The sequence below is a fragment of the Pseudomonas sp. NFPP28 genome, from assembly GCF_900115535.1.
Taxonomy (GTDB): Bacteria; Pseudomonadota; Gammaproteobacteria; order Pseudomonadales; family Pseudomonadaceae; genus Aquipseudomonas; species Aquipseudomonas extremorientalis.
The window spans coordinates 30,074-56,310 of the sequence record NZ_FOWT01000008.1; the positions used below are offsets into that span (position 1 = coordinate 30,074).

General features: G+C 61.9%; 26 protein-coding genes and 1 other RNA gene. 13 read left to right on the forward strand and 14 right to left on the reverse strand.

Annotated features, from left to right (window positions below; genetic code table 11):
- The first annotated feature begins 219 nt into the window (after positions 1 to 219).
- Together BM110_RS20500 and BM110_RS20505 are read left to right on the forward strand one after the other, a co-directional pair.
- Positions 220 to 2,607 carry a TonB-dependent receptor plug domain-containing protein gene (locus BM110_RS20500; RefSeq protein WP_092241760.1) on the forward strand — a complete coding sequence of 796 codons (2,388 nt, stop codon included), beginning with the start codon at positions 220 to 222 and terminating at the stop codon, positions 2,605 to 2,607.
- A gap of 26 nt (positions 2,608 to 2,633) precedes the next feature.
- Complete coding sequence (locus tag BM110_RS20505; RefSeq protein ID WP_093514087.1) at positions 2,634 to 3,287, forward strand: gamma-glutamylcyclotransferase; 654 nt, start codon at positions 2,634 to 2,636, stop codon at positions 3,285 to 3,287.
- Here the strand turns inward: BM110_RS20505 and glpT are convergent.
- Positions 3,284 to 4,621 (reverse strand): glycerol-3-phosphate transporter, encoded by a 1,338-nt coding sequence (glpT, locus tag BM110_RS20510; RefSeq protein ID WP_025857408.1) that lies wholly within the window; start codon positions 4,619 to 4,621, stop codon positions 3,284 to 3,286. The genes BM110_RS20505 and glpT overlap by 4 nt on opposite strands.
- Positions 4,622 to 4,808: 187 nt before the next feature.
- On the reverse strand, positions 4,809 to 5,786 hold the full coding sequence (locus tag BM110_RS20515; protein WP_071490458.1) for an NADPH:quinone oxidoreductase family protein: 978 nt from the start codon (positions 5,784 to 5,786) through the stop codon (positions 4,809 to 4,811).
- 150 nt (positions 5,787 to 5,936) lie between these two features.
- Here BM110_RS20515 and BM110_RS20520 point away from each other — a divergent pair, with 150 nt between their 5' ends.
- Positions 5,937 to 6,344, forward strand: coding sequence for a flagellar basal body-associated protein FliL (locus BM110_RS20520; RefSeq protein WP_093120488.1), 408 nt, complete (start codon positions 5,937 to 5,939; stop codon positions 6,342 to 6,344).
- A gap of 97 nt (positions 6,345 to 6,441) precedes the next feature.
- Here the strand turns inward: BM110_RS20520 and BM110_RS20525 are convergent, their stop codons facing one another.
- The 4 genes from BM110_RS20525 to BM110_RS20540 all read right to left on the reverse strand — a co-directional run bounded on the left by BM110_RS20525 (position 6,442) and on the right by BM110_RS20540 (position 11,758).
- Positions 6,442 to 7,560 carry an ABC transporter permease gene (locus tag BM110_RS20525; protein ID WP_092241763.1) on the reverse strand — a complete coding sequence of 373 codons (1,119 nt, stop codon included), beginning with the start codon at positions 7,558 to 7,560 and terminating at the stop codon, positions 6,442 to 6,444.
- On the reverse strand, positions 7,560 to 10,277 hold the full coding sequence (gene rbbA, locus BM110_RS20530) for a ribosome-associated ATPase/putative transporter RbbA (RefSeq protein WP_093514088.1): 2,718 nt from the start codon (positions 10,275 to 10,277) through the stop codon (positions 7,560 to 7,562). Before rbbA ends, BM110_RS20525 begins: the two co-directional genes overlap by 1 nt.
- Positions 10,274 to 11,239 carry an HlyD family secretion protein gene (locus BM110_RS20535; protein ID WP_093514089.1) on the reverse strand — a complete coding sequence of 322 codons (966 nt, stop codon included), beginning with the start codon at positions 11,237 to 11,239 and terminating at the stop codon, positions 10,274 to 10,276. Before BM110_RS20535 ends, rbbA begins: the two co-directional genes overlap by 4 nt.
- Before the next feature lie 69 nt (positions 11,240 to 11,308).
- Positions 11,309 to 11,758 (reverse strand): EVE domain-containing protein, encoded by a 450-nt coding sequence (locus BM110_RS20540; protein ID WP_093514090.1) that lies wholly within the window; start codon positions 11,756 to 11,758, stop codon positions 11,309 to 11,311.
- A gap of 195 nt (positions 11,759 to 11,953) precedes the next feature.
- Here BM110_RS20540 and BM110_RS29630 point away from each other — a divergent pair, with 195 nt between their 5' ends.
- The gene (locus BM110_RS29630; RefSeq protein ID WP_010207387.1) at positions 11,954 to 12,103 is read left to right on the forward strand and encodes a hypothetical protein; all 150 of its coding nucleotides are present in this window, start codon (positions 11,954 to 11,956) and stop codon (positions 12,101 to 12,103) included.
- A gap of 7 nt (positions 12,104 to 12,110) precedes the next feature.
- Here BM110_RS29630 and BM110_RS20550 read toward each other — a convergent pair whose 3' ends face one another.
- The 4 genes from BM110_RS20550 to BM110_RS20565 form a co-directional block, all read right to left on the reverse strand.
- Positions 12,111 to 12,740, reverse strand: coding sequence for a 5-formyltetrahydrofolate cyclo-ligase (locus BM110_RS20550; RefSeq protein ID WP_092241770.1), 630 nt, complete (start codon positions 12,738 to 12,740; stop codon positions 12,111 to 12,113).
- Positions 12,741 to 12,796: 56 nt separating this feature from the next.
- Positions 12,797 to 12,975: non-coding RNA, 6S RNA (ssrS, locus tag BM110_RS20555), on the reverse strand.
- A gap of 30 nt (positions 12,976 to 13,005) precedes the next feature.
- Positions 13,006 to 13,323: a cell division protein ZapA gene (locus BM110_RS20560; protein WP_058426457.1), complete on the reverse strand. Its 318-nt coding sequence runs from the start codon at positions 13,321 to 13,323 to the stop codon at positions 13,006 to 13,008.
- Positions 13,320 to 13,529, reverse strand: coding sequence for a TIGR02449 family protein (locus BM110_RS20565; RefSeq protein WP_007982902.1), 210 nt, complete (start codon positions 13,527 to 13,529; stop codon positions 13,320 to 13,322). Before BM110_RS20565 ends, BM110_RS20560 begins: the two co-directional genes overlap by 4 nt.
- Positions 13,530 to 13,667: 138 nt before the next feature.
- Here BM110_RS20565 and BM110_RS20570 point away from each other — a divergent pair, with 138 nt between their 5' ends.
- The 9 genes from BM110_RS20570 to gcvH all read left to right on the forward strand — a co-directional run bounded on the left by BM110_RS20570 (position 13,668) and on the right by gcvH (position 23,064).
- Positions 13,668 to 14,225 (forward strand): YecA/YgfB family protein, encoded by a 558-nt coding sequence (locus tag BM110_RS20570; protein WP_058426458.1) that lies wholly within the window; start codon positions 13,668 to 13,670, stop codon positions 14,223 to 14,225.
- Positions 14,226 to 14,245: 20 nt separating this feature from the next.
- On the forward strand, positions 14,246 to 15,568 hold the full coding sequence (gene pepP / locus BM110_RS20575; protein WP_071490452.1) for a Xaa-Pro aminopeptidase: 1,323 nt from the start codon (positions 14,246 to 14,248) through the stop codon (positions 15,566 to 15,568).
- The gene (ubiH, locus tag BM110_RS20580; RefSeq protein WP_093120501.1) at positions 15,565 to 16,752 is read left to right on the forward strand and encodes a 2-octaprenyl-6-methoxyphenyl hydroxylase; all 1,188 of its coding nucleotides are present in this window, start codon (positions 15,565 to 15,567) and stop codon (positions 16,750 to 16,752) included. Before pepP ends, ubiH begins: the two co-directional genes overlap by 4 nt.
- On the forward strand, positions 16,745 to 17,230 hold the full coding sequence (locus tag BM110_RS20585) for a DUF4442 domain-containing protein (protein WP_092241773.1): 486 nt from the start codon (positions 16,745 to 16,747) through the stop codon (positions 17,228 to 17,230). The genes ubiH and BM110_RS20585 overlap by 8 nt, the downstream gene beginning before the upstream one ends.
- Positions 17,231 to 17,239: 9 nt before the next feature.
- Positions 17,240 to 18,457: a 2-octaprenyl-3-methyl-6-methoxy-1,4-benzoquinol hydroxylase gene (locus tag BM110_RS20590; protein WP_175538860.1), complete on the forward strand. Its 1,218-nt coding sequence runs from the start codon at positions 17,240 to 17,242 to the stop codon at positions 18,455 to 18,457.
- A 160-nt stretch (positions 18,458 to 18,617) separates the two neighbouring features.
- On the forward strand, positions 18,618 to 19,622 hold the full coding sequence (locus BM110_RS20595; RefSeq protein WP_092241775.1) for an extracellular solute-binding protein: 1,005 nt from the start codon (positions 18,618 to 18,620) through the stop codon (positions 19,620 to 19,622).
- 149 nt (positions 19,623 to 19,771) lie between these two features.
- Entirely contained in the window at positions 19,772 to 21,388 is a 1,617-nt protein-coding gene (locus BM110_RS20600; RefSeq protein WP_092241776.1) for an ABC transporter permease, read from the forward strand.
- Positions 21,389 to 21,544: 156 nt separating this feature from the next.
- Positions 21,545 to 22,627 carry a glycine cleavage system aminomethyltransferase GcvT gene (gene gcvT, locus BM110_RS20605; RefSeq protein WP_071490446.1) on the forward strand — a complete coding sequence of 361 codons (1,083 nt, stop codon included), beginning with the start codon at positions 21,545 to 21,547 and terminating at the stop codon, positions 22,625 to 22,627.
- Between the two features lie 53 nt (positions 22,628 to 22,680).
- Positions 22,681 to 23,064, forward strand: a complete 384-nt coding sequence (gene gcvH, locus BM110_RS20610; protein ID WP_093514092.1) for a glycine cleavage system protein GcvH — start codon at positions 22,681 to 22,683, stop codon at positions 23,062 to 23,064.
- A 42-nt stretch (positions 23,065 to 23,106) separates the two neighbouring features.
- Here gcvH and BM110_RS20615 read toward each other — a convergent pair whose 3' ends face one another.
- The 4 genes from BM110_RS20615 to BM110_RS20630 all read right to left on the reverse strand — a co-directional run bounded on the left by BM110_RS20615 (position 23,107) and on the right by BM110_RS20630 (position 26,182).
- Positions 23,107 to 24,246 carry a DegT/DnrJ/EryC1/StrS family aminotransferase gene (locus BM110_RS20615; protein ID WP_071490444.1) on the reverse strand — a complete coding sequence of 380 codons (1,140 nt, stop codon included), beginning with the start codon at positions 24,244 to 24,246 and terminating at the stop codon, positions 23,107 to 23,109.
- A gap of 174 nt (positions 24,247 to 24,420) precedes the next feature.
- On the reverse strand, positions 24,421 to 24,735 hold the full coding sequence (locus BM110_RS20620) for a DUF2388 domain-containing protein (RefSeq protein WP_003176799.1): 315 nt from the start codon (positions 24,733 to 24,735) through the stop codon (positions 24,421 to 24,423).
- A 69-nt stretch (positions 24,736 to 24,804) separates the two neighbouring features.
- Positions 24,805 to 25,251 carry an NfeD family protein gene (locus BM110_RS20625; protein ID WP_071490443.1) on the reverse strand — a complete coding sequence of 149 codons (447 nt, stop codon included), beginning with the start codon at positions 25,249 to 25,251 and terminating at the stop codon, positions 24,805 to 24,807.
- Between the two features lie 10 nt (positions 25,252 to 25,261).
- The gene (locus BM110_RS20630; protein WP_010207363.1) at positions 25,262 to 26,182 is read right to left on the reverse strand and encodes an SPFH domain-containing protein; all 921 of its coding nucleotides are present in this window, start codon (positions 26,180 to 26,182) and stop codon (positions 25,262 to 25,264) included.
- Positions 26,183 to 26,237: the final 55 nt, after the last annotated feature.

Consider the following 26,237-nt stretch of genomic DNA (forward strand, 5'->3'; position numbering starts at 1 on the left):
ATTGGCACGCGCAATCCTGACGAATGGGCGAGTTTGCATATGCAATCGCTTATGCTTTAAAGGTATTTAATTTGTTACATGAATATCCTTAAGCTATATCGCAACGGACTACCGACTCATTCACAACCACCAATCACTGACCGCCACCGCCCGCCAGCCGGACCGATCGTATGAACTCAGAACGCGATGTTCTGGTTTTTTGATTCAAAGGGGAGCGGTATGGGGAGCTACAAGCAACACGCGCTGTACACGGCGATTTTGTCAGCCAATTTGCTGACCGCCGTGGGTTTCAATCCTGTCTTCGCGGCCGAAACCTCGGCTACCGATGCACCCAGGCTCGACACCGTGATCGTCACCGGCACCCGGGCCCAGGAGCGCACGGCCAGTGCTTCGCTGTCACCCATCGATGTGATTTCCGGCGATACCCTGCGCAGCACCGGCTCCGATGAGCTGGGCGCCGTGCTGGCGCGGCTGATTCCGTCGATCAACTTCCCGCGCCCGAGCCTGGTGGACGGTGCCGAGCTGGTGCGTCCTGCGCAGTTGCGTGGCCTGTCGCCAGATCAGGTGCTGGTGCTGGTCAATGGCAAGCGTCGCCATACCAGCGCGTTCGTCAACCTGGGCGGTGCGGTGGGTCGCGGCTCTGCGCCGGCGGACCTGAATGCGATCCCGCTGTCGGCGGTAGACCATATCGAGGTGCTGCGCGATGGCGCTTCCGCGCGCTACGGCTCGGACGCCATTGCCGGGGTGATCAACGTGATCCTCAAGCACGCCGACCATGGTGGCTCGATCTCTACCAAGTTCGGCGAATACAAGAAGGGCGACGGTATCCAGCGTAATGTCAGCGGCAATACTGGCCTGGCGCTGGGCGATAACGGCTTTATCAACCTCTCGGCCGAAGGTGCCGATAACGATTACACCAACCGTGCGGGAGATGATTACCGCCCAGGCAGTGTCGGCTCCACCACCTACGGCCAGCGCGTGTTCCGCCAGGGCGAGCCGGCCACCAATGAGGGCAAGTTCCAGTTCAACTCGGAATATTCGTTCAACGATGCCGCCGAGTTCTACACCTTCGGCGGCTACAGTAAGCGGCGCGGTGAGACGGCGGCGTTCTACCGGGCGAGCAACGCTTCCAATAACATCCCGGCGCTCAACCCCAACGGTTATCTGCCGCTGATCAAGGGCAACCTGGAAGACACCTCGCTGGTGGTGGGCCTGCGTGGGCTGTTGGCCTACGACTGGCATTACGACCTGTCGGCCAACTACGGCAAGAACCAATACGAGCTGGGCACGGAAACCATCAACACCTCCCTGGGCCTGGCCACGCCGCGCAAGTTCGACAACGGCACCCTGAGCAACGACCAGAAGCAAGTCAGCCTCGACCTGTCCCGTGAGTTCGACGTGGGCTTGCTGCCATATCCGGTCTCCGTGGCCTTTGGCGGTGAATACCTGCGCCAGGGTTACGAGATTGAAGCGGGTGAACCGGCGTCCTACTACCAGACCGGCAGCTCGGGCCTCGGTGGCTTCCGTGATGCCGACGCCGGCAGCAGTTCGCGCCACAACTGGGCCCAGTACCTGGACCTGGAAACCAACTTCACCGAAAAACTCAGCGCATCGGCCGCCGTGCGGCATGAGGATTACAGTGACTTCGGTTCCAATGTCAGCGGCTCGCTGTCGGCCCGTTACGACTTCACCCCGCAGGTGGCCTTGCGCGGCAGTATCTCCAACGGTTTCCGCGCACCGTCCCTGGCGCAGCAGAACTTTGCGTTTACCTCGTCGCAATTGATCGGCAGTGATATCCGCGAGGCCGGCACCTTCCCGGCATCGAGCCAGGTGGCCCGCCTGCTGGGCGCGGAAGACCTCAAGGCCGAGAAGTCGCGCAACTACAGCCTTGGCCTGGTACTGGAACCTGCCGACGACCTGACGGTAACGGTGGACGTGTACCGCATCGATATCCGCGACCGTATCAGTCTGTCGTCCAACCTTAACCTGGACCCGGCCACCCAGGCCTATCTGCGCGCCAATGGTGTCGGCAATATCAACTACACCACTGCCCGCTACTTCACCAACGCCACCGACACCAGCACCGACGGCGTCGACCTGGTGGCCAACTATCGCTATCAGTTCGATAACGGCATCCGCTGGAACAGCACCGTGGGCTACAACTACAACCACACTCGGGTGACGGACGTAAAGCCCAACCCGGCCATCCTCGACAGCCTGGGTGCCAACCTGGTGCGGGTAGACCGTCGCGAAAAGAGCGGTTTGTTGGGCGATACCACGCCTGAGCACAAGCTGAGCCTGGGTAACGACTTCACATTCGGCAATTGGGCGCTGCACAGTAACCTGGTGCGCTATGGTGAATTCACCAGCTACCAGGCAGACAAGGTCAACGACCAGACCTTCAAGGCGGCCTGGGTCCTGGATTTGTCGGCGGACTACAAGTTGAAGAACTGGACCTTCACCCTGGGCGGCGACAACGTCACCGATAAATATCCGGAGAAGGTCAACGCGTTTGCCAGCAGCGGTGGGAATTTGGCCTATAGCACTTTTTCGCCATACGGTTACAGCGGTGCGTTCTATTACGGTAAAGTTGCCTACAACTGGTAAAGCACAGGAGACCTAAGCGATTTGCCATGACCGTTATTGAATCCGATCTTTTGCAATTGGCTTACCCTCCGCGGCTCGATCTTGGGCCGCAACTCACTCACGAACAGTTGATGAGCTCGATGCAGGCCACTATGGCGCGGCATAAGGGTGGGCCGGTCTGGTTATTCGCTTATGGTTCGCTGATCTGGCGCCCTGAATGCTCCTCGACCGAGCGGGTGCGGGCACGGGTCCACGGTTATCACCGGGGCCTGTACCTGTGGTCTCACGAGCATCGGGGGACACCGGAGTTGCCGGGGTTGGTCTTTGGTCTGGATCGCGGCGGCTCTTGCAGCGGGTTTGCCTACCGTTTGCCGGACGATCAGTTGGAGGCCTCGCTTTACGCCCTGTGGCAGCGCGAGATGCCTTACCCGTCCTACCGGCCACACTGGCTCAGTTGCCGTCTGGAAGATGGCAGTACCGTACAGGCGCTGGGGTTTGTGTTGGAACGGCACTTGCCCAGCTACGCCGGTAACTTGCCCGATATCGTGCTGAACCATGTGCTGCAAAGCGCTTGCGGGCGTTACGGCACCACTCGCGATTATGTCGAGCAGACCGTCAACGCCCTGCGTAGCCACGCCATGCCAGATAAGAACCTGGAGGCGCGGCTCAAGCGCTGTGCAAAGGATTGCCCAGGCGGTTAACGCGCCGAGCTGACGCTGTTGGTGTGCCACAGGGTTGGGATCAGGAAGGCGATTGCCAGCAGGCACGCGCCGATCAGCAGCACGAAACCACCGTCCCAGCCGAAATGGTCCACGGTGTAACCCATGGCCGCACTGGCTGCCACCGAGCCGCCCAGGTAACCGAACAGGCCGGTGAAGCCCGCAGCGGTGCCGGCGGCTTTCTTCGGTGCCAGTTCCAGCGCCTGCAGGCCGATCAGCATCACCGGGCCGTAGATCAGGAAGCCGATGGAGAACAGCGCGATCATGTCGATCATCGGGTTGCCCGGCGGGTTGAGCCAGTACACCAGGGTCGCCACGGTCACCAACGCCATGAACACGATGCCGGTCAGGCCACGGTTGCCACGGAAGATCTTGTCCGACATCCAGCCGCACAACAGCGTGCCCGGGATACCGGCCCACTCATAGAAGAAGTACGCCCACGACGATTTATCCACCGTGAAGTGCTTGGCTTCTTTCAGGTAGGTCGGTGCCCAGTCCAGTACGCCATAGCGCAGCAGGTAGACAAACACGTTGGCGAAGGCGATGTACCACAGCATTTTGTTGCGCAGCACGTACTTGACGAAGATTTCCTTGGCGCTGAATTCGTCTTCGTGGCTGGCGTCGTAGCCTTCCGGGTAATCGTTCTTGTATTGCTCGATCGGCGGCAGGCCTACCGATTGCGGGGTGTCGCGCATGGTGATGAAGGCAAAGGCCGCGACCAGCAACGCCACGGTGGCCGGTACGTAGAACGCCGCGTGCCAGTCGTTGAACCAGGCCATGCCCAGCAGGAACAGCGGGCCGATCAGGCCGCCGCCGACGTTGTGCGCCACGTTCCACACTGACACCACGCCGCCGCGTTCTTTCTGCGACCACCAGTGCACCATGGTCCGTCCACTTGGCGGCCAGCCCATGCCCTGGGCCCAACCGTTGATGAACAGCAAAATGAACATCATGGTCACGCTGGACGTCGCCCAAGGTGCGAAACCGAAAATGAACATCACCCCGGCGGAAACCAGCAGGCCGAAGGGCAGGAAGTAGCGCGGGTTGGAGCGGTCGGACACCAGGCCCATGAGGAACTTGGACAGGCCGTAGGCAATCGCGATGGCCGACATCGCCAAGCCCAGTTCGCCGCGGGTATAGCCCTCGTCGATCAGGTAAGGCATGGCCAGGGAGAAGTTCTTGCGCAGCAGGTAGTACCCGGCGTAACCGAAGAAAATACCGGCGAAGATCTGCCAGCGCAGGCGTCGGTAGGTACTGTCTATTTTTTCTTCAGGCAGGGGCGCCTGATGTGCGGCAGGACGAAAGAAAGCAAACATTCAAGAGCTCCAGATTTCTTGTTTTGACTGCGGATGCGAATGTTACAGTTTCGTTACCGAAAATAGCATCGCCTCTTATCTGTAAACAACAAGAAATGAACCCTAATGAATGTTCCCTTACGAACACCGGAGATCAAAATGTGTGAGGGGGGCTTGCCCCTCCCACATTGACCCTATTTCAAATTTTTTATCGAGTCTGGACGACCACTTTACCAACCGCCTTGCGCTGCCCCAGGTCATTGATTGCCTGGGCGGCCTGTTCCAGCGGATACACCTGCGACACCAACGGCTTCAACTTGCCCTCGCCGTACCAGGTGAACAACTGCTGGAAGTTCGCCGCATTATCCTGCGGCTGGCGCTGAGCGAACGAACCCCAGAACACCCCTACCACCGCCGCGCCCTTGAGCAGCGCCAGGTTCACCGGCAACTCCGGAATGCGCCCGCTGGCAAACCCCACCACCAGCAAGCGGCCGTTCCAGGCGATGGCGCGGATGGCCTGGTCAAACAGGTCGCCCCCCACCGGGTCGTAGATCACATCGGCGCCATTGCCGTCCGTGAGGCGCTTGATCTCGTCTTTCAGGCTGGCTTCGCTGTAGTTGATCAACTCATCGGCGCCGGCGGCCTTGGCCACCGCGAGTTTGTCGGCGCTGCTGGCGGCGGCGATCACACGGGCGCCCATGGCTTTGCCGATTTCTACGGCGGCCAGGCCCACGCCACCGGAAGCGCCGAGTACCAGCAGGGTTTCGCCGGCTTGCAGGTTGGCCCGTTGCTTGAGCGCGTGCATCGACGTGCCGTAGGTCATGCTGAACGCGGCGGCGGTGTTGAAATCCATGCTCGGCGGGATCGGCAGTACGTTATAGCCCGGCACCGCGACCTGTTCGGCAAAGCTGCCCCAGCCGGTCAGCGCCATGACCCGGTCACCGACTTTCAAGTGGCCGACTTTTTCGCCCACTTCACTGACCACGCCTGCCGCCTCGCCACCCGGCGAGAACGGAAAGGGCGGCTTGAACTGGTACTTGCCCTCGATGATCAGCGTATCCGGGAAGTTGACCCCGGCCGCGTGCACGTCCAGCAGGATTTCGTTCTTCTTGATCGCAGGGCTTGCGACATCTTCCAGCACCAGGGTTTCGGCAGGGCCGAAGGCTTTGCACAGCACAGCTTTCATCGGACTATTCCTTTTGGCGTCGTGGCCGATAAGTGTAGGAGGGTACGCCCGTGGGTCAACGAGCATGCCCAGGCCTGATAAGCCGCCATAAGCTTGTGCTCTGCCTTGCTAGCGTTATGCTACCCGGCAACCGAATGTGAGGAATGAACTGTGAAAGCGTGGATCCTGTTGATGCTGGCCCTGACCTTGCCGATGGCGGCCCAGGCCGAAGAAGCCAAAGAAGGCGAGGCGCCGAAGGTCAGCTATATCAGCCTGAGCCCGCCGTTCGTGGGCAACTACGGCCTGGATGGCACGGCGAAACTCAAGGTGTTCAAGGCCGACATCGCCCTGCGCGTGACCGGCACCGAAGCGGCCGCCGCCGTCAAAGCCAACGATGCGTTGATCCGTAACCAGTTGGTGGCGCTGTTCACCCAGCAGACCAATGAGGCGATGAGCACCGTCGAAGGCAAGGAAAAACTGCGCCAGGAAGCGTTGAAGCAAACCCAGCAAGTGATGAGCGATGAGACCGGCAAGCCGGTGGTGGAAGACCTGTTGTTCAATAACCTGATCATCCAATAAGTCGCTACGCGACTATCGGGGGCAAGCCCCCTCCCACAGTTGGAATGCGATCAAATGTGGGAGGGGGCTTGCCCCCGATGACGGCGGTACAGGCGCCTCAGGACGCCAGGCTTTTCCTGAACCGCGCCAACGCCACCACAAAAAACACCAACCCAATCCCCGCCAGCGCCAGCAAGTCCGGCCACACCACGCTCACCCCCGCATCACGAAACAGAATCGCCGCACTCAAACTCACAAAATGCGTCGACGGCGACCCCTGCATCACCCACTGCAACCACTCGGGCATGCTGTCCAGCGGCGTACTGCCGCCTGAGAGCAACAGCATCGGGATAATCACCGGAATTGCCAGCAGGCCGAATTGCGGCGTCGAACGGGCGAGCGTGGCGAGGAAAATCCCCAGCGCCGTGCTGGCAAACAGGTACAGCGCTGTCACGAACAGGAATAACCCCAGCGATCCGGCCAGTGGTACACCGAGCAAGCCTCTGACCACCACCTCCAGCGACAGCCAGGTGCACAGCACCACCACCAGCATGTTGCTCCAGATTTTTGCCAGCATGATTTCCAGCGCCGTCAGCGGCAGCACCAGCAGGTGGTCGAGGGTGCCGTGTTCACGCTCACGCAGCAGGGCAGTGCCGGTGAGGATAATGGCGAGGATGGTGATGTTGTTGACGATCTGGATCACCGCCAGGAACCAGCCGCCCTCCAGATTGGTGTTGAACAGCGCCCGGGTAGTGAGCTGCGCGGGTGCCCTGCTGGCGGCATCGGCTTGTCCGCTGTAGGTCAGCAGTTCCCGCTGGAAAATCCGCCCGATGTAGCCCGCCCCCATGAACGCCTGGCTCATCGCCGTGGCGTCCACATTCACCTGCACCCCCGGCTGGCGCCCCGCCAACAGGTCAGCCTGGAAGTTCGCCGGCACATTGATTACGAAGGTGTACTTGCCGCTGTCCATGACCCTGTCCAATTGGTCATAGGCCAACGGTGCAGGCGCCTGGAATTCGGGCGGTTGCAGCGCTTCGGCCATCTGCCGTGAGAGGGCGCTGTGGTCTTCATCGACAAACGCTACGCTGGCATTGTGCACACCGATCACCGAACCGGCGGCGGGCATATAGATGGCGACGGTGAAGGCGTAGAACAGAAACAGCAGCAATACGCTGTCGTGGCGCAGGCTGGTCAGTTCCTTGATTCCCAGCCGCAGAATGTGCGCGAACTTATGCATCAGGCCTCCTGCTTCTTGAGCATGACCAGGCTCAGCCCGGTAAACCCGACGAAGAACCCGAACAGCGCCAGGCACTGGGGCCACAACTGGCGCAGGTCCAGGGCCTTGGTGAAGGTGCCCACGGCAATATCCAGGAAGTGCCCCGCCGGAAACAGCATACCCATCAAGGCTGCCGCGCCCTCCAGGGACGAGCGCGGCACGATCAGCCCGGAGAACTGGATCGTCGGCAAGCTGGTGATGATCATGGTGCCGAGGATCGCCGCGATCTGCGTACGGGTGAAGGCCGAAATCAGCAGGCCCATGCTGGTGGTCGCCAGCACGTAGAGCAGGCCGCCGAACGCCAGGGTGAGGGCGCTGCCCTTGAAGGGGACGCCGAACAGCCAGCGGTTCATCGCCACCAATACCGCCAGGTTGACCAGGCTCACGGCCAGGTACGGTGCCTGTTTGCCGAGCAGGAACTCCAGTCGGGTCAGCGGCGTGGCGTAGAAGTTGGTGATCGAGCCCAGCTCCTTTTCGCGCACGATGCCGAGCGCGGTGAGCATGGCCGGGATAAATGCCAGGATCAGCGCCATCACGCCGGGGCCTATGGCATTCACGCTGACCACGTCCTGGTTATAGCGAAAGCGCGTTTCCAGCCTGGCGGCGGCCGGGGTGTTGCGCGGCAGGCTGCTCAGTTCGGCCAGTTGCTGCAGGTTCTCCTGATGCACGGCCTCGACATAGTTACGGCTGGTTTCCGCGCGAAACGGCATGCCACCGTCCAGCCACGCGGCCACCGTAGGCTGGCGGCCGGCATAGAGATCGCGACCAAAACCCGGCGGGATCTCCAGGGCCAGTTTGATTTCTGAACGTTGCAGGCGCCGGTGCAGTTCAGTCGAGTCCTGGATCGGCGCTTGCTCGGCGAAATAGCGCGAACTGCGAAACGCCTCCAGGTAGGCGCGGCTTTGCGGCGTCTGGTCCTGGTCGTAGACGGCGAAGGCGAGGTTTTCCACATCCAGGGAAATGCCATAGCCGAAGATCACCATCATGAACATCGCCCCCAGCAGGGCGAAGGCCATGCGCACTTTATCGCGCAGCAGCTCCTTGCCTTCGCGGCTGGCCACGGCCACCAGGCGGGCCAGGCTGAACCCCCGTTTACTCATGGGCGGTGTGCTGGTTTCGCTGACAGTCTTGGCGGGCACGGTAGGCTCGGCTTCGCCCTGGGCGTGCTCCAGGCAGGTGACGAACGCCGCTTCCAACGTATCGCCGTGGAATTGCTGTTGCAGCGCATCCGGCGTATCGCAGGCCAGCACCTTGCCCGCGTGCATCAGGGAGATGCGGTCGCAGCGCTGGGCTTCGTTCATGAAGTGGGTGGACAGGAAGATGGTCACGCCTTGCTCGCGGGACAGCTCGATCAGCAATCGCCAGAAGTCATCCCGCGCGGCCGGGTCGACGCCCGAGGTGGGCTCGTCGAGAATCAGCACTTCCGGACGATGCAGCACCGCCACCGCCAATGACAAGCGCTGGCGCAGGCCCAAGGGCAGCTCGCCGGACGGTTGCTCGGCGACGTCACCGAGGTCGAAACGCTGGATCAGCTCATCGATGCGCGGGCCGCTGTCCGCCTTGGGCAGGTCGAACAGTTGCGCATGCAGCACCAGGTTCTGGCGCACGCTGAGTTCGCCGTACAGCGAGAAGCTTTGCGACATGAATCCCACGCGCTTGCGGGTGGCCAGGTCCTTGGCGTTCACCGGGTTGCCCAGCAGCGTCGCGCTGCCCTCGGTGGCCGGCATCAGCCCGGTGAGGACTTTCATGGTGGTGGTCTTGCCGCAGCCGTTGGAGCCGAGGAAACCGAAGATCTCGCCGCGACCAATGGCGAAGCTGACCTTGTTCACTGCGGTGAAATCGCCAAAACGCAGGGTCAGGTCATGGGCCTCGATGGCTATATCGGTGTTGTCGCTTTGCCTCGGCGGGATCACCAGCGGCTGGTTGTCGTGAGCGCTGTCACCCTGGAAGTGGGTGAAGGCTTCGTCCAGCTTGCCGCTGGGTGTCGCGGCGGCCAAGTCGCTGCTCAGGCCATCGGCGATCAGCTTGCCGCGATCGAGCATCAGGCAGTGTTCGAACTGCTCGGCCTCTTCCATGTAGGCCGTGGCCACCAGCAGCGTCAGTTGCGGGCGTTCGCTGCGTACGCTGTCGACCAGTTCCCAGAAGCGCCGACGTGACAGCGGATCGACGCCGGTGGTGGGTTCGTCGAGGATCAGCAGGTCCGGGTCGTGGATCAGCGCGCAGCACAAACCGAGCTTCTGCTTCATGCCGCCGGAGAGCTTGCCCGCCGGGCGTTCGGCGAAACGCGCGAGGTCGGTGGCCAGCAGCAGGTTGTGCATGCGCTGGTCGCAATCGGCTTGGGACAGGCCGAACAGCGTGGCAAAAAAGCGGATGTTTTCGCTGATGGACAGCTCGGGGTACAGGTTGCCGCCCAAACCCTGGGGCATAAAGGCAATGCGCGGGTACAGGCTGTTGCGGTGGCGGCGATCTTCGATGGCGCCGCCGAGCACCTGCAACTGGCCGTCCTGGAGCTTTTTAACCCCGGCGATCAAGCCCAGGAGGCTCGACTTGCCTGCGCCATCCGGGCCGATCAACCCGCAGCGCGTACCAGCCGGCAGGCTGAAAGCGATATCAACCAGGGCCTGTTGCTTGCCGTAGCGATGATGGATCCCCGTGGCCTGCAGCGCCAGGGCGGTCATTGCAGGTTGGCCGGCCAGTCAATGTCAGCCGTGCGCACATAACCGGCGCCGGGCATGCCCGGTTTGGCCTGGGGCACGGCGCTGGGTTGGGTCAGGCGCAGTTTGACGCGGAATACCAGTTTCTGGCGTTCGTCGCGGGTTTCCACTTCCTTGGGGGTGAACTGGGATTTGGCGGCGACGAAGCTGATCCTGGCCGGCAGCGGCTGGTCGGGCAGGGCGTCGAGCAGGATGCGTGCGTCGCTGCCGACGGTGAGGCGGCCGCTCACGGAAGCGGGCAGGTAGAGGTTCATGTACTGATCATTAGGATCGATCAGTAGCAGCACGCGGCCACCCGCGCCGAGCACTTCGCCGGGCTCGGCCAGGCGCAGCTGGATGATTCCGTCGATGGGCGCGCGCAGGCTGCTGTCGTCGATCTCGCTGGTGAGCTGGGCGACCTGGGCCTGGGCGGCGCCAATCGCGGCTTTCACCGAATTGACCTGGGCCTGGGCGGCAGTCACCGCGGCGTTGCCGGTGTTCTGCCGGGCTTGCTGCTGGTCGATCAACTGGCTGCTGGCGAAGCCGCGCTTGTACAGCTCCTGGGTGCGCTTGAGTTCCTGGTTGGCCAGCAGTTGTTCGCTCTGGCGCAGTTGTACGTTGGCCTCGGCAGCGGCGAAGTTTTCCTTGGCGCGCAGCACTTCGGCCTCGGCCTGGGCGCGTTGGGCTTCGAGGGTGCGGGTGTCCATGCGCGCGAGCAGTTGGCCTTTGAGCACCTTATCGCCTTCGTCCACCCGCACTTCGGCCAGGCGCCCGGGGATCTTGGCAGCGATCTGCACTTCGGTGGATTCCAGGCGCCCATTGCCCATGCTCAGGCCTTCGGGCAGGCGGTCCTGGGTGGAGCGCCAATAACCGAAGCCGCCGGCACCCAGCAACAGGGCGATGAGGGCAACGGCGAATAGGCGGGAGGTGTGGCGGTTCGTCGACATGGCTGCTTCCTGCGGCGTTAGCGTCCTAGTGTGAGCGGTTTGCCCCGGTGCGGCGTTGATGCCGGTCAGTCAAATCAACTTGATGACGGCGGCCCATTGCTCGGGCGTGACGGGCATCACCGAAAGCCGGCTGCCTTTTTGCACCAGAGCCAATTCGGCAAGGGCCGTTTGCTGTTTGAGATAGCCCAGGCCGAGCACCTTGGGAAAGGTCTGGACATGGGCGACGTTGATCGCGCTCCACGGATTTTTTTCCGGGCTGGCCTTGGCGTCGAAGTAGTGGCTTTCGGGCTCCAGCGCGGTGGGGTCCGGATAGGCCGCCTCGATGATTTTGCCGATGCCGGCAATACCCGGCTCCGGGCAACTGGAGTGATAGAAGAAAAACTCGTCACCCACCGCCATGGCCCGCAGGAAGTTACGCGCCTGGTAATTGCGCACCCCGTCCCAGCGGGCTTCGCCGAGTTTTTCCAGGCCTTTGATGGAGAGTTCGTCGGGCTCGGATTTCATCAGCCAATAGGCCATTTTCGGGCTCCTGAAATAAGCAGTGGGCAAGTTGTCCTGCAATTTAATGACAAACCGACAGTCGGTTGGCGCCAAGGTTTGCGTGTTGGTTCACGTTACCGCAGAATGCCGGCTTTTAAAGCTTGACGCAGCTGCAACGGACTACTTTGGAACGTTGTTGTCATCGTGTACGAGATGCCTGAAGGGGGGCAATCGATGCAACGTAAACCGGATTTACTATGGATTTTGGTGATTTTGTTTGGTCTGGGCGTCGTGACCACCGGGTATGCCCAAAGCTTGTGGTCGAACAAGACCGATGCGCCCGTTGAACTGGCTCAGCAGCAGCCGCAACCGTTCAAGCGCTGACCCTTCTTCAAGGCGCCGCTGACTCCAGTGGCGTCTTCGCAATATACCAATGCTTATCGGTGACGGTGCCCGCCAACGGCACATCCCAGCTTGCCTGTGCCAATCGACCGACCTTCTGACATTCATGGGCCAGGCCCAGCAGCGTTGGCTTGCGCCAGCTCCGGCGGCGCGCCAGATAAGCCAGGCTGCGGTCGTAGAACCCGCCACCCATGCCCAGGCGTCCGCCGACATCATCGAACCCCACCAACGGCAGCAGCACCAGGTCCAGCGCCCAGATGTTGCGTTGGCGGCTGATATTCCCCTGTGGTTCCAGGATGCGAAAGCGATTGGGCAGCAGCTTTTCCCCAGGTCTCACCCGTTGAAACACCATCTTGGTGCGGGGCCAGGCGCTGAGTACCGGCAGGTAGGTGGCTTTGCCCCGGCGCTGTGCTGCACGCAGCAGCAAGCGCGGATCGATTTCACCGTCCGTCGGTAGATACAAAGAAATATGCTTGGCCCGGCGAAACAGCGGATGCTGTGCCAGTTGCCGATACAGGCCCTGGGCGGCCTTGCGCTGCTCGCTCGGCGTGAGGGCGCGGCGGGCTTTGCGCAACATGCGTCGAAGTTGCGGACGGGAAAGCGGCGCAGGTTCGGTCATGGTTTCGGCTCATAAAACAATGCCAGTCCGGAGACTGGCATTGAGTTTGGGAATTCAGGCTCCCCGACAGAGCCGCTGTCGACTTAGCCCTTGAACCCGAAAGTTCAAGGTGGAAGATGCAGTAGGCTTTAAGGCTTTCCGTCTAGCGGACATGCACACCAGCCCAACGTGCAACTTCCAGGGTAGTGCGAATCGGCTCAGGGACATCGCCGACTGGCAAACACGCCAGGGAGTGGGGCGAGTATACCTTAAACCGTCGCGGCAATCAGCCCTTGGGTGCTTCCGGGTCGCTGGAAAGCACCAGATCGACACGTTCCAGCAAGTCACGCACCTGCTCACGCGTCGAGCCGCTGGCCTGCACGTCAGGGCGTTCCTGCTTATGCAGCAGATCGTGGGTAATGTTCAGGGCGGCCATCACGGCGATGCGGTCAGCGCCGATGACTTTGCCGCTGCTGCGGATTTCACGCATCTTGCCATCCAGGTAGCGGGCGGCGCTCACCAGGTTGTTGCGCTCTTCCTGGGGGCAGATGATCGAATATTCTTTGTCGAGGATCTGCACGGTGACGCTATTGCTTGAACTCATGAGTCTTGCTCCAGGGCCTTCAGGCGCGAAATCATCGATTCGACCTTACGCCGGGCGATTTCGTTTTTTTCAATGAGGTGAGCGCGTTCCTCGCGCCAGGTCTTTTCCTGAGCTAATAGGAGTCCGTTTTGACTCTTAAGTTGCTCGACCCGAGTAATTAGCAATTCGAGTCTGGCCATCAGCGCTTGCAGGTCGGTGTCTTCCATTGGGTTCCACTGGATTTGTCTGATGAATGGCAACTGCAGGATAAACGATCTGACGCCCTTGATAGTCTTGGTACGTCTGCCGGTGCTAGGATACAGCGCTCCATTCTAGACATTGCGCCGTCTGGCGCCTAGCTCACCATGCCTATTCAGAACTCCCCGTACGATGCTTTCTCCAAACTGCTGAGCGCCAGCGGCCACCCCTGCTCACCAGCCGAACTGCACGGCGTGTTGCTGGGCCGTAGCTGTACCGGCGTCGGCTTTGATGCCGACAACTGGCTGGCCGACGTGGCCGAGCTGCTGGAAACCGAACCGACCGACAACGTGCGCAACGCGCTGATCGGCCTGCAAGAGATGGTCAAGGGCGAGCTGACCGGTGATGACGTCACCGTGGTCCTGCTGCTGCCGACCGACGACGCGCCGCTTACCGAGCGTGCCGCCGCACTGGGCCAATGGTGCCAGGGCTTCCTCCACGGCTTCGGCGTGAACGCCGGCGGCCTGGAACTGAGCACCGACGCCAAGGAAGTGCTGCAGGACCTGGCAGCCATCTCCCAGGTGCAAGACGCCCTGGAAGAGTCCGAAGACGGTGAGGGCGACTACATGGAAGTGATGGAATACCTGCGCGTCGCGCCGCTGCTGCTGTTCACCGAGACCAAAAAATCGGCTGAGCCGGCTGCACCCAAGCCGTCGCTGCACTAAGAAAGGAAACCCATCTGCCCATGATCCATATCCCGAAAGCGGAATACACCCGGCGCCGCAAGGCGCTCATGGCGCAGATGGAACCCAACAGCATCGCGATCCTGCCGGCCGCCGCCGTGGCGATCCGCAACCGTGATGTCGAGCACGTCTACCGCCAGGACAGCGACTTCCAGTACCTGAGCGGCTTCCCCGAGCCGGAAGCGGTGATCGTGCTGATGCCCGGTCGCCAGCACGGCGAGTACGTGCTGTTCTGCCGCGAGCGCAACGCCGAACGCGAACTGTGGGACGGCCTGCGCGCCGGCACCGAAGGCGCAATCCGTGACTTTGGCGCCGACGATGCCTTCCCCATCACCGATATCGACGACATCCTGCCCGGCCTCATCGAAGGCCGCGACCGGGTGTACTCGGCCATGGGCAGCAATGCGGAGTTCGACCGGCACCTGATGGAATGGATCAACGTGATCCGCTCCAAAGCCCACCTGGGCGCCCAGCCACCGAACGAATTCGTTGCGCTGGATCATCTGTTGCACGACATGCGCCTGTATAAATCGGCGGCAGAAGTGAAAGTGATGCGCGAGGCGGCGCGAATCTCCTGCGCGGCCCACGTGAAGGCGATGCAGGCCAGCCGGGCCGGGCTGTATGAGTTCAGCCTGGAAGCCGAGCTTGATTACGAGTTTCGCAAGGGCGGCGCAAAAATGCCGGCCTATGGCTCCATCGTCGCTGCCGGGCGCAACAGCTGCATCCTGCATTACCAGCAGAATGATGCGGTGCTCAAGGACGGCGACCTGGTGCTGATCGACGCCGGTTGCGAGATCGACTGCTATGCCAGCGACATCACCCGCACCTGGCCGGTCAATGGCAAGTTCTCGCCGGAACAAAAGGCGATCTACGAGATTGTGCTGGCCTCCCAGGAAGCGGCCTTCGCCGAGATCGCCCCGGACAAGCATTGGAACCAGGCCCATGAGGCGACCGTGCACGTCATCACCGCCGGGTTGGTCAAGCTGGGATTGTTGCAGGGTGACGTCGACGAACTGATCGCCAGCGAAGCCTATAAGGCGTTTTACATGCACCGCGCCGGCCATTGGCTGGGCATGGATGTACATGATGTGGGCGAATACAAAGTGGGCGGTGAATGGCGTGTGCTGGAAGTCGGCATGGCGTTGACCGTGGAGCCGGGGATCTACATTTCGCCGGACAACCAGAACGTGGCAAAGAAATGGCGTGGCATTGGCGTACGCATCGAGGACGACGTGGTAGTGACCAAGCAAGGCTGTGAAATCCTGACCGGCGGTGTGCCCAAGACCGTCGCCGACATCGAAGCGCTGATGGCGGCTGCCCGATGAGCCGGGTTAACCTGGCGATCATCGGCGGCGGCCTGGTGGGTGCCAGCCTGGCACTGGCGTTGCAGGCCGGGGCCAGGGCCCGTGGCTGGAAGATCGTGCTGATCGAACCCTTCGCGCCGGGCGACAGCTACCAGCCGAGCTACGATGCACGTTCGTCGGCGCTGTCCTTCGGCGCCCGGCAGATCTATCAGCGCCTGGGCCTGTGGCAGGACATTTCCCGCCGCGCCGAGCCGATCAAGCAGATCCATGTGTCCGACCGTGGGCGTTTCTCCACTGCACGTCTGTCCGCGATGGAGGAGGGCGTGCCGGCCCTCGGCTACGTGGTGGAAAACGCCTGGCTGGGCCAATGCCTGTGGCAAGGCCTGGACAAAGACGTGGTCAGCTGGCGTTGCCCGGCCGAGGTCACACGCATGGAGCCGCTGCCCGATGGCTACCGCCTGACCCTCAATGATGAAACCGTGCTGGAGTGTGATCTTGCCGTACTGGCCGACGGCGGCCGCTCCGGCCTGCGCGAGCAATTGGGCATTGGCGTGAAAACCCGCCCGTACAATCAGAGCGCGCTGATCGCCAACATCACCCCCAGCGAAGCCCACAACGGCGAGGCGTTCGAGCGCTTCACCGATGAAGGCCCGATGGCCTTGCTGCCGCTGCCAGACAACCGCTGCGCGCTGGTCTGGACCCGCATCGGCATGGATGCGCAGCGCCTGGCCAGTCTCGATGAGCGCAGTTTCCTGAGTGAATTGCAGGGTGTGTTCGGCTATCGCCTGGGCACCCTCAAGCAGGTCGGTGCCCGCCACCTGTATCCGCTGACGCTGGTGGAAGCCGAGGAGCAGGTGCGTTCGCACCTGGCGATCCTTGGCAATGCCGCCCACAGCCTGCACCCGATTGCCGGGCAAGGCTTCAACCTGTCCCTGCGTGACGCGAATGCCCTGGCCGAGGCCTTGCTGGCCGGGCCGCAAGTGCCGGGTGATTTAGCCACCTTGCAGGGCTATCGCGAGCGCCAGCGCCTGGACCAGAGCCTGACCGTGGGCTTCTCCGACCAGGTCACCCGCCTGTTTGCCAGCGCCCAACCGTTGGTCGCGGTGGGGCGCAACCTGGGTTTGCTGGGCCTGGACCTGTTGCCGCCGGCCAAGCGCTGGTTCGCCCGGCAGGCCATGGGCCTGGGCACGCGCCCCGATGCGTAAGTGGTTGATCGCGCGTCTGGGCAAGGCGCGGTTGTTGCGTTGGATCATGACCCTGTACCCGCCGTATCTGGGCGCGGGGGTCAGCGTGCAGCACATGAGCGCCGATTTTCGTCACGTCAAAGTGCGCATGGGCCTGGGCTGGTACAACCGCAACTATGTCGGCACGCAATTCGGCGGCAGCCTGTACTCGATGGTTGACCCGTTCTACATGTTGATGCTGATGGAGAACCTGGGCCGCGACTACATCGTGTGGGACAAGGCTGCGAGTATCGATTTCATTTCGCCCGGCAAAGGTCCGGTGTATGCCGAATTCTCCATCGACGAGACCTTGCTGGACGAGATCCGTCGACACACCGAAGGTGGCGAGAAGTACCTGCCCCACCTCGAGGTGCAGATTCATGACGGCTCCGGCACCCTGGTGGCGCGGGTCGACAAAACCCTTTACGTGCGGCGCAAGCCGCCAGTGAGACAGGCTTAAAGCATGGATATGCGCGCAGATGTGCTGATTGTCGGGGCCGGAATGGTCGGAAGCGCCCTGGCGCTGGCGTTGCAGGGCAGCGGCCTGCAGGTGCTGCTGCTCGACGGCAGCCCGCTGAGCGTCAAGCCGTTCGACCGTGACGCGGCGTTTGAACCCCGCGTGAGTGCCTTGTCGGCTGCCAGCCAACGCATCCTCGAACGCCTGGGCGTGTGGGACGGCATCCTGTCGCGCCGCGCCAGCCCTTATGGCGAGATGCAGGTGTGGGACGGCAGCGGCACCGGGCAGATCCACTTCTCGGCGGCCAGCGTACATGCCGAGGTGCTCGGGCATATCGTCGAGAACCGCGTGGTGCAGGATGCCTTGCTCGACCGTCTGCACGACTGCGACCTGGGCCTGCTGGCCAATGCGCGCCTGGAACAGATGCGCCGCTCCGGCGATGACTGGCTGCTGACCCTGGCCGACGGGCGCAAATTGCGCGCGCCGCTGGTGGTGGCCGCCGATGGTGCCAACTCCGCCGTACGCCGCCTGACCGGCACCGCCACCCGCGAATGGGATTATCTGCATAACGCCATCGTTACCAGCGTGCGCAGCAGCCAGCCGCATCAGCGTACGGCGTGGCAACGCTTTACCGATACCGGCCCGCTGGCATTTTTGCCGCTGGTGCGGGATGGGCATGAGGATTGGTGTTCGATCGTCTGGTCGACCACGCCGGCCGAGTCCGAGCGCTTGATGGCGCTGGATGATGAGCGTTTCTGCCGTGAACTGGAGCGCGCCTCTGAAGGGCGCCTTGGTGCGGTGCTGAGCGCCGACCCGCGCGTGTGCTTCCCGTTGCGTCAGCGCCACGCCAAACGCTACGTGGCCGAAGGCCTGGCATTGATCGGCGACGCGGCCCACGTCATCCACCCATTGGCGGGGCAGGGCGTGAACCTGGGCTTCCTTGATGCGGCGACATTGGCTGAAGTCTTGTTGGCGGCGACCGAGCGCGGCGAGCGCCTGGCGGACGTGAAGGTGCTGAGCCGATACGAGCGTCGACGCATGCCGCATAACCTGGCGCTGATGGCGGCGATGGAGGGCTTTGAGCGGTTGTTCCAGGCCGATCAACTACCGCTGCGCTGGCTGCGCAACGCCGGGCTGAAGATGGTCGACCAGATGCCCGAGGCCAAGGCCGTGTTCGTACGCCAGGCTCTCGGCCTGACTGGCGATCTCCCGGACCTTGCCAAACCCTGATATTGAAATGCGACCCCTTGTGGGTGGGGGCTTGCCCCCGATGAGGCCATCAGCCTACAAGCAATATCCGTCATGCAACATCTGGTAACGCCTCCACCGAGCGCTACCAAATGTGAGTCCTTATCATTTGCCCTCTTTTTGCAAATGAGAGACCGCACCCATGTTGGCACCCAAGCGCCTCCTGACTGCCCTGGCACTCACCCTGATCGGCAGCACCACCGTGCAGGCCGCCGACGAAGTGGTGGTCTACTCCTCGCGTATCGATGAGCTGATCAAGCCGGTCTTCGACGCCTACACCCAAAAAACCGGCGTGCAGGTCAAGTTCATCACCGACAAGGAAGCGCCGCTGATGCAGCGCATCAAGGCCGAGGGCGCAAACGCAACCGCCGACCTGTTGCTCACCGTTGATGCCGGCAACCTCTGGCAGGCCGAGCAGATGGGTATCCTGCAACCGTTCACCTCCCCGGTGATCGACAAGAACATTCCCCTGCAATATCGCTCGTCAAAACACACCTGGACCGGCTTGAGCCTGCGCGCACGCACCATCGCCTATTCCACCGACCGGGTAAAACCGGGTGACCTCACCACCTACGAAGCCCTGGCCGACAAACAATGGGAAGGCCGCCTGTGCCTGCGTACGGCGAAAAAGGTCTACAACCAGTCGCTGACCGCCACCCTGATCGAAACCCACGGCGCGGCCAAGACCGAAGAAATCATCAAGGGTTGGGTCAACAACCTGTCCACCGACGTGTTCTCCGATGACATCGCCGTGCTCGAAGCCATTAACGCCGGGCAGTGCGACGTGGGTATCGTCAACACCTACTACTACGGCCGCCTGCACAAGCAGAAGCCGGACCTGGCCGTGAAGCTGTTCTGGCCGAACCAGGGCGACCGTGGCGTGCACGTGAACCTGTCGGGTATCGGCCTGACCCAGCACGCGCCGCATCCGGAAGCCGCCAAGGCGCTGGTGGAGTGGATGACCACGCCTGAGGCGCAGAAGATCTTTGCCGACGTGAACCAGGAGTTCCCGGCCAACCCGGCGGTGCCGCCGTCAGCCGAAGTGGCGACGTGGGGCAAGTTCGTCGCGGATACCTTGCCGGTGGAAGTCGCGGGCAAGCGCCAGGCTGAGGCGATCCGGTTGATGGATCGCGCCGGCTGGAACTGACACACTACGGGTCAAAATGTGGGAGGGGGCTTGCCCCCGATAGCGGGATATATCAGTTCACTCATCATGGACAGATCCACCGCCATCGGGGGCAGGCCCCCTCCCACATTGAATTGAGTTGAATTTAAGACATTCATTGAGAGCTGACTTTGGCCCACCCCGCCCAACGCCGCTGGTACCTGCCGGTCTTTACCGTCGCCGCCCTGGTGCTGCTGCCGCTGAGCGTGCTGTTGCTGTCCTGGCAAAGTATCGATGCACAGGTCTGGTCGCACCTGTGGGAAACCCAGATGCCGCGCCTGCTGGGCAACACGCTCATCCTGGTGCTGGGCGTCGGCATTGGCGTGACCCTATTGGGCGTCAGCCTGGCCTGGCTGACCAGCCTCTGCGAATTCCCCGGACGACGCTGGCTCGATTGGGCACTGATGTTGCCGTTCGCCATTCCTGCCTATGTGCTGGCCTTTGTATTTGTCGGCCTGCTGGACTTCTCCGGCCCCGTGCAAACCCTGTTGCGTGAATGGTTCGGCACCGGGCTGCGCCTGCCACGGGTGCGCTCCACCGGCGGTGTGATCATCGTTCTGGTCCTGGTGTTCTATCCCTATGTTTATCTATTGGCGCGCACCGCATTCCTGGCCCAGGGCAAAGGCCTGATGGAGGCCGCGCGGGTGCTCGGGCAATCGCCATGGCGAGCGTTCTGGCACGTGGCTCTGCCCATGGCGCGCCCGGCGATTGGGGCTGGAGTCGCCTTGGCGTTGATGGAAACCCTGGCGGATTTCGGCGCGGTCTCGGTGTTCAACTTCGATACGTTCACCACCGCCATCTACAAGACGTGGTACGGCTTCTTCAGTCTTTCCAGCGCCGCCCAACTGGCCAGCCTGTTGCTGCTGGTGGTGATGCTGGTGCTGTACGGCGAGCGGCGCGCCCGCGGCGCCAGCCGGCCGGGCAATGAGCGGCCACGGGGCAAGGCGTTGTACCACCTGCGCGGGGTCAAGGCGGCCGCAGCCAGCAGTTGGTGCGGGTTGGTGTTCGCCTGCGCGTTTGTCATCCCGATGCTGCAACTGGTGGCCTGGTTCTGGCAGCGCGGCCGCTTCGATCTGGATGAGCGCTATTCGGGCCTGATCCTCCATACGCTTTACCTGGGCGGCATCGCGGCCTTGATCACGGTCAGCGTGGCGCTGGTACTGGCGTTCGCCAACCGCCTGGCGCCGACACGGGCGATCCGTTCCGGTATCAGCCTGGCCAACGTCGGCTATGCCTTGCCGGGCTCGGTGCTGGCGGTATCGATCATGTTGGCGTTCAGCTATCTGGACCGTGAACTGGTGGTGCCGCTGTCCGGCTGGCTCGGCGGGGCGGGCAAGCCGTTGTTGCTGGGCAGCCTGTCGGCGTTGGTGCTGGCGTATCTGGTGCGTTTCCTGGCGGTGGCCTATGGGCCGTTGGAAAACAGCCTGGCGCGTATCCGTCCGTCCCTGCCGGAAGCTGCACGCAGCCTTGGCGTCAGTGGTCCACGACTGTTTTGCAAAGTGTATCTCCCGTTGCTGTTGCCGGGGACGTTGAGCGCAGCACTCCTGGTGTTTGTCGATGTGCTCAAGGAAATGCCTGCCACCTTGCTGATGCGCCCGTTCGGCTGGGACACGCTGGCGGTGCGGATCTTTGAAATGACCAGCGAAGGCGAGTGGGCACGGGCCTCTTTGCCGGCGTTGACCCTGGTGCTGGTGGGCCTGTTGCCCGTGATCGGGCTCATCCGACGCTCTGCACGGCAAATCGGTTAGGTGCCAGTCCTACGGCTTGCGGCTACAATGCGCGGCATTCGGTGCGCTTCGTCTTTTGGAGCGGGTCGCTGGACGTGGCTGCAGGCCTTGTGAATCAAGGTGTTCAGCGCGGACAGTAGCTCCGCGCACCTTCGCCAAGCCCGGAAGGAGAAACCCATGGGACAGCGTACGCCTCTGTATGACCTGCATCTCGCCCTCGGCGCGAAAATGGTCGATTTTGGCGGTTGGGATATGCCTCTGCACTACGGCTCGCAAGTTGAGGAGCACCATCAGGTGCGACGCGACTGCGGGGTGTTCGATGTATCTCATATGACCGTGATCGATGTCAGCGGCCCCCAGGCCAAGGAATGGCTGCAGCACCTGCTGGCCAATGATGTCGAACGCCTGCACGACTGCGGCCGTGCGTTGTATAGCGCCATGCTCAACGAGCAGGGCGGCGTGGTGGACGACATGATTGTCTACCGCACCGAGGCCGCCTATCGGCTGGTGGTCAACGCCGCCACCCGCGACCAGGATATGGCCTGGATGCACGCGCAACTGGGCGACTATCAGGTGCAACTGCATGAGCGCGCCGAGTTGGCGATGCTGGCCATCCAAGGCCCCCACGCCCGGCAGAAGATCGCTGAGCTGGTCACTCAATCGCGCAGCACCCTGATTCACCAGCTCAAGCCCTTCGAAGGCCGCGCCGATGGTGACTGGTTTATCGCACGTACCGGGTACACCGGCGAAGACGGCCTGGAAATTGTCCTGCCTGCCGATCAGGCACCGGGCTTTTTCAATGACCTGGTGGGCGCTGGTATTTCACCCATCGGCCTCGGCGCCCGCGATACCTTGCGCCTGGAAGCGGGCATGAACCTGTACGGCCAGGACATCCACCAGGAGGTTTCGCCCCTGGCGTCGAATATGGCCTGGAGCATCGCCTGGGAACCGGCCGAGCGTAATTTCATTGGCCGCACCGCACTGGAAGCGGAAAAAGCAGCTGGTGTGCAGTTCAAACTGGTCGGGCTGGTGCTGGAAGAACGCGGGGTTTTGCGTGCTCACCAGGTGGTTCGTATCGCCAATATTGGCGAAGGGGAGATCACCAGTGGTAGTTTCTCTCCTACGCTGAGCAAATCCATTGCCCTGGCGCGTGTACCGACGGCAACCGCTGATCGGGCCGAAGTGGAAATCCGCGGCAAGTGGTACCCGGTTCGAGTGGTCAAACCGACCTTCGTGCGCCATGGCAAAACCTTGATCTAACCTATTTCCGGCAGGCCGAAGGCCGCTGACATTACTTCTTGAGGACACAGACTATGAGCGATATCCCTGCCGACCTGCGTTTTGCCGAAAGCCACGAATGGGCACGCCTGGAAGCTGACGGCACCGTGACCGTCGGTATTTCCGACCATGCCCAGGAAGCGTTGGGTGATGTGGTGTTTGTTGAGTTGGCCGAAGTGGGCGCCCAGTTTGACGCGACTGGCCAGGCGGGTGTGGTTGAGTCGGTCAAGGCCGCCTCGGATATCTACGCCCCGGTTGCAGGCGAAGTGATTGCCGTCAACGAAGAACTGAGTGGTAGCCCGGAGCTGCTGAACTCTGATCCCTACGGCGCTTGGATCTTCAAGCTCAAGCCAAGCAACCCGGCTGACCTGGAAAAATTGCTGGATGCTGCCGGCTACAAAGCCTCCATCGGCGAGTGATCCTGTTGCGGGAGCCGGTCAAACGGCTCCCGCAATGTGTTTTCAGGGCTGTAGAACCGCCTTCACGGCTGCCACCGACCGCTCCACATCCGCCTCTGTCATCGCCGTAAACATCGGCAACGACACGATCAAACGCCCCACTCTCTCCGCCACCGGGAACATGCCTTCCTTGAACCCCTGTGCCCGATAAAGGCTCAGCAGGTGGATCGGCGGGTAGTGATAGCCAATGCCGACGCCATGAGCCTGCATCTGCTCCATGAAGGCGGCGCGGGCTGGCAGACCGTCTTGACGTTCCGGCAGCACCAGTTGAAACAGGTGCCAGTTGCTGTTCTCGAAGTCTGCCGGCGGCAGTTGTGCGCCGTACTGCTCTTCAAAGTCACTGCCAAAGCATTTGAAGTAGTGCCGTGCCAGGTTCTGGCGGTGAGCAGTGATCTGCTCGATATGGGCAAATTGCCCCAGGCCAATGGCGGCGGCGATGTCGGTCATGTTGAACTTGCCGCCCAATACATCCACGTCGAGGCCATCGAAGCCGGTGCGGGTAACGCCCTGCAGGCGGTATTTTTCCGCCAGCCGTGCCTCTTCGGCGTTGTTCAACACCAGGCAGCCGCCCTCGGAAGAGGTGATGTTCTTGTTGGCCTGGAAACTGAACGACACAAAATCCCCGGTGGCGCCAATACGCTCGCCATCCCAGCTGGAACCCAGCGCCTGCGCCGCATCTTCGATAATGCGCAGGTTGTACTTGTTCGCCAGTGCATACAGCATCGGCATATCCAGGGGCAGGCCGGCCAGGTAGACCGGGATGATCGCCTTGGTGCGCGGGGTAATCGCCGCTTCCACCTGGGACAGGTCGATATTGCGGGTCACCGGGTCAATATCGGCAAACACCGGCGTAGCGCCCACTTCCAGGATCACGTTGGCCGTGGCCACCCAAGAGATTGGCGTGGTGATGACCTCATCGCCCGGACCGATGCCGGCAATGCGCAAGGCAATCTCCATGGTGCAGGTGCCCGAGTTGAAGGTGCGCACCGGCCGACCGCCAAGGTACTCCGACAACTGCGCCTCGAAGGCCTGGACCTTCGGCCCGCTGGTGATCCAGCCCGAGCGCAGTACATCGCCGACCGCTGCAATGGTGGCTTCATCAATGGTGGGTTTGGAAAACGGCAGGAAGGGCAGTTGGCTCATGACGACGAAGGCATCCGTTTCAGGTTGGCGATGAGTAAGCGAGGTATCAGTACCGGCATGGTTGCACGGGTTGACTGAATATAGCCTGTCGCCCGTGAATGAATTGTCATGCGCGGGGAAAAACGTGGACAAAAAAATGCCGCTTCAACAGCGGCATTTTTCAGAGCGATGGAATCACTCGGTGACAGCATTTTTCGCAAGGATGGCGTTGGCCAACTCCATGTCCGTGGCCTGCAGACCAGGGTTGTCAGCGCGAACTTTCTGCATTGCTGCTTCCAGGTATGGACCACGGATGCCGCCGTCGCTGGCAACGAAGCTGCCTGCGTCGTCTTGTGCAGCGACCACCAGCTTGTGGTCCTTGAAGGTCAGGTACGTCGAGCCGGTAGTGGCGCCGGACGAGATGACATTGCGCCAGAAACTGTCGGCCATGGCTGATCCGACAGGGAGGGAAAGCACAGCAAGGGTTGCGACAGCATATTTGAGACGCATGATGGGTGACTCCGGGTGGGTTATCTGTACTTTATGATTGTAGTTAGCCCAATCGAGTTCCATCACTGACTAAACAGTTTCAACCCTTAACACCACGCCTTCCTGGCCAACCACCCGTACTTGAGCGCCTACGGGGCTGTCCGGGCCGGTCACCATCCACACGCCATCACCGACTTTCACCTTGCCCCGGCCATCCACAATCGCCTGGTGCACCACGAAGGTGCGGCCGATCAGCTCGGAGCCGCGTTCGTTGAGCCCCGGCTGGTCGCTGGCCTTGGCGCTGCTGCGCTGACGTTTCCACCAGTACACCGCCGTCATTATCGACAACACGGCAAACAGCAGGAGTTGCCATTCCAGCCCCAGGGGTGGCACCAGAAACTTGATCACGCCCACGGCCGCCGCGGCGATACCCATCCACAACAGGTAACCGCCAGCGCCGAATACCTCAAGAATCAGCAGTACCGTGCCCAGTGCCAGCCAATCCCAGAACGACAGATGCTGCAGGAAATCCCACATGGCGCTGGCCTCAGCCTTTCTTGTTGTCGAACGTTGCCTTGACGATCTCGCCGATACCGCCAACTGCGCCGATCACCTGGCTGGCTTCCAGCGGCATCAGGATGACCTTGCTGTTGTTGGCCGAAGCCAGCTTGCCCAGGGCGTCGATGTATTTCTGTGCGACGAAGTAATTGACCGCCTGCACGTTGCCCGACGCGATTGCTTCCGATACCACCTGTGTGGCGCGGGCTTCGGCTTCGGCCTGACGCTCACGGGCTTCGGATTCAAGGAACGCCGCCTGGCGGCTACCTTCGGCCTCGAGAATCTGTGCCTGCTTCTTGCCTTCGGCCGTCAGGATCGCCGAGGCGCGCAGGCCCTCGGCTTCGAGGATCTGCGCACGCTTGATCCGTTCGGCTTTCATCTGGCCCGACATCGCGGCCATCAGGTCGGCGGGCGGGCTGATGTCCTTGATCTCGATACGGGTGATCTTGATCCCCCATGGCGCGGTGGCTTCGTCCACGGTCTTCAGCAGTTTTTCGTTGATGCCGTCACGCTGGCTGAGCATGGCATCCAGTTCCATGGAGCCGAGCACGGTACGGATGTTGGTTTGCAGCAGGTTGCGGATGGCGTGTTCGAGGTTGTTCACCTCGTAGGCGGCCTGGGCGGTGTTGACCACCTGGAAAAAGCACACGGCGTCGATCTGCACGGTGGCGTTGTCGGCGGTGATGACTTCCTGGGGCGGGATATCCAGTACGCTTTCCATCACGTTGATCTTGCGACCGATGCGGTCCATGACCGGGATGATGATGTTCAAGCCAGGCTTGAGGGTATTGGTGTAACGGCCGAAACGCTCGACCGTCCATTGGTAGCCCTGGGGGACCACCTTGAAGCCCATGAACAGGATGGCGATGGCCAGCCCCACGAAAAGAAGCAGTACGGTTCCGATCTGCATAGCGATTCCCTATCTGATGGTGTCAGTGAAACGACGTTGGGCGATTGTAACGGTG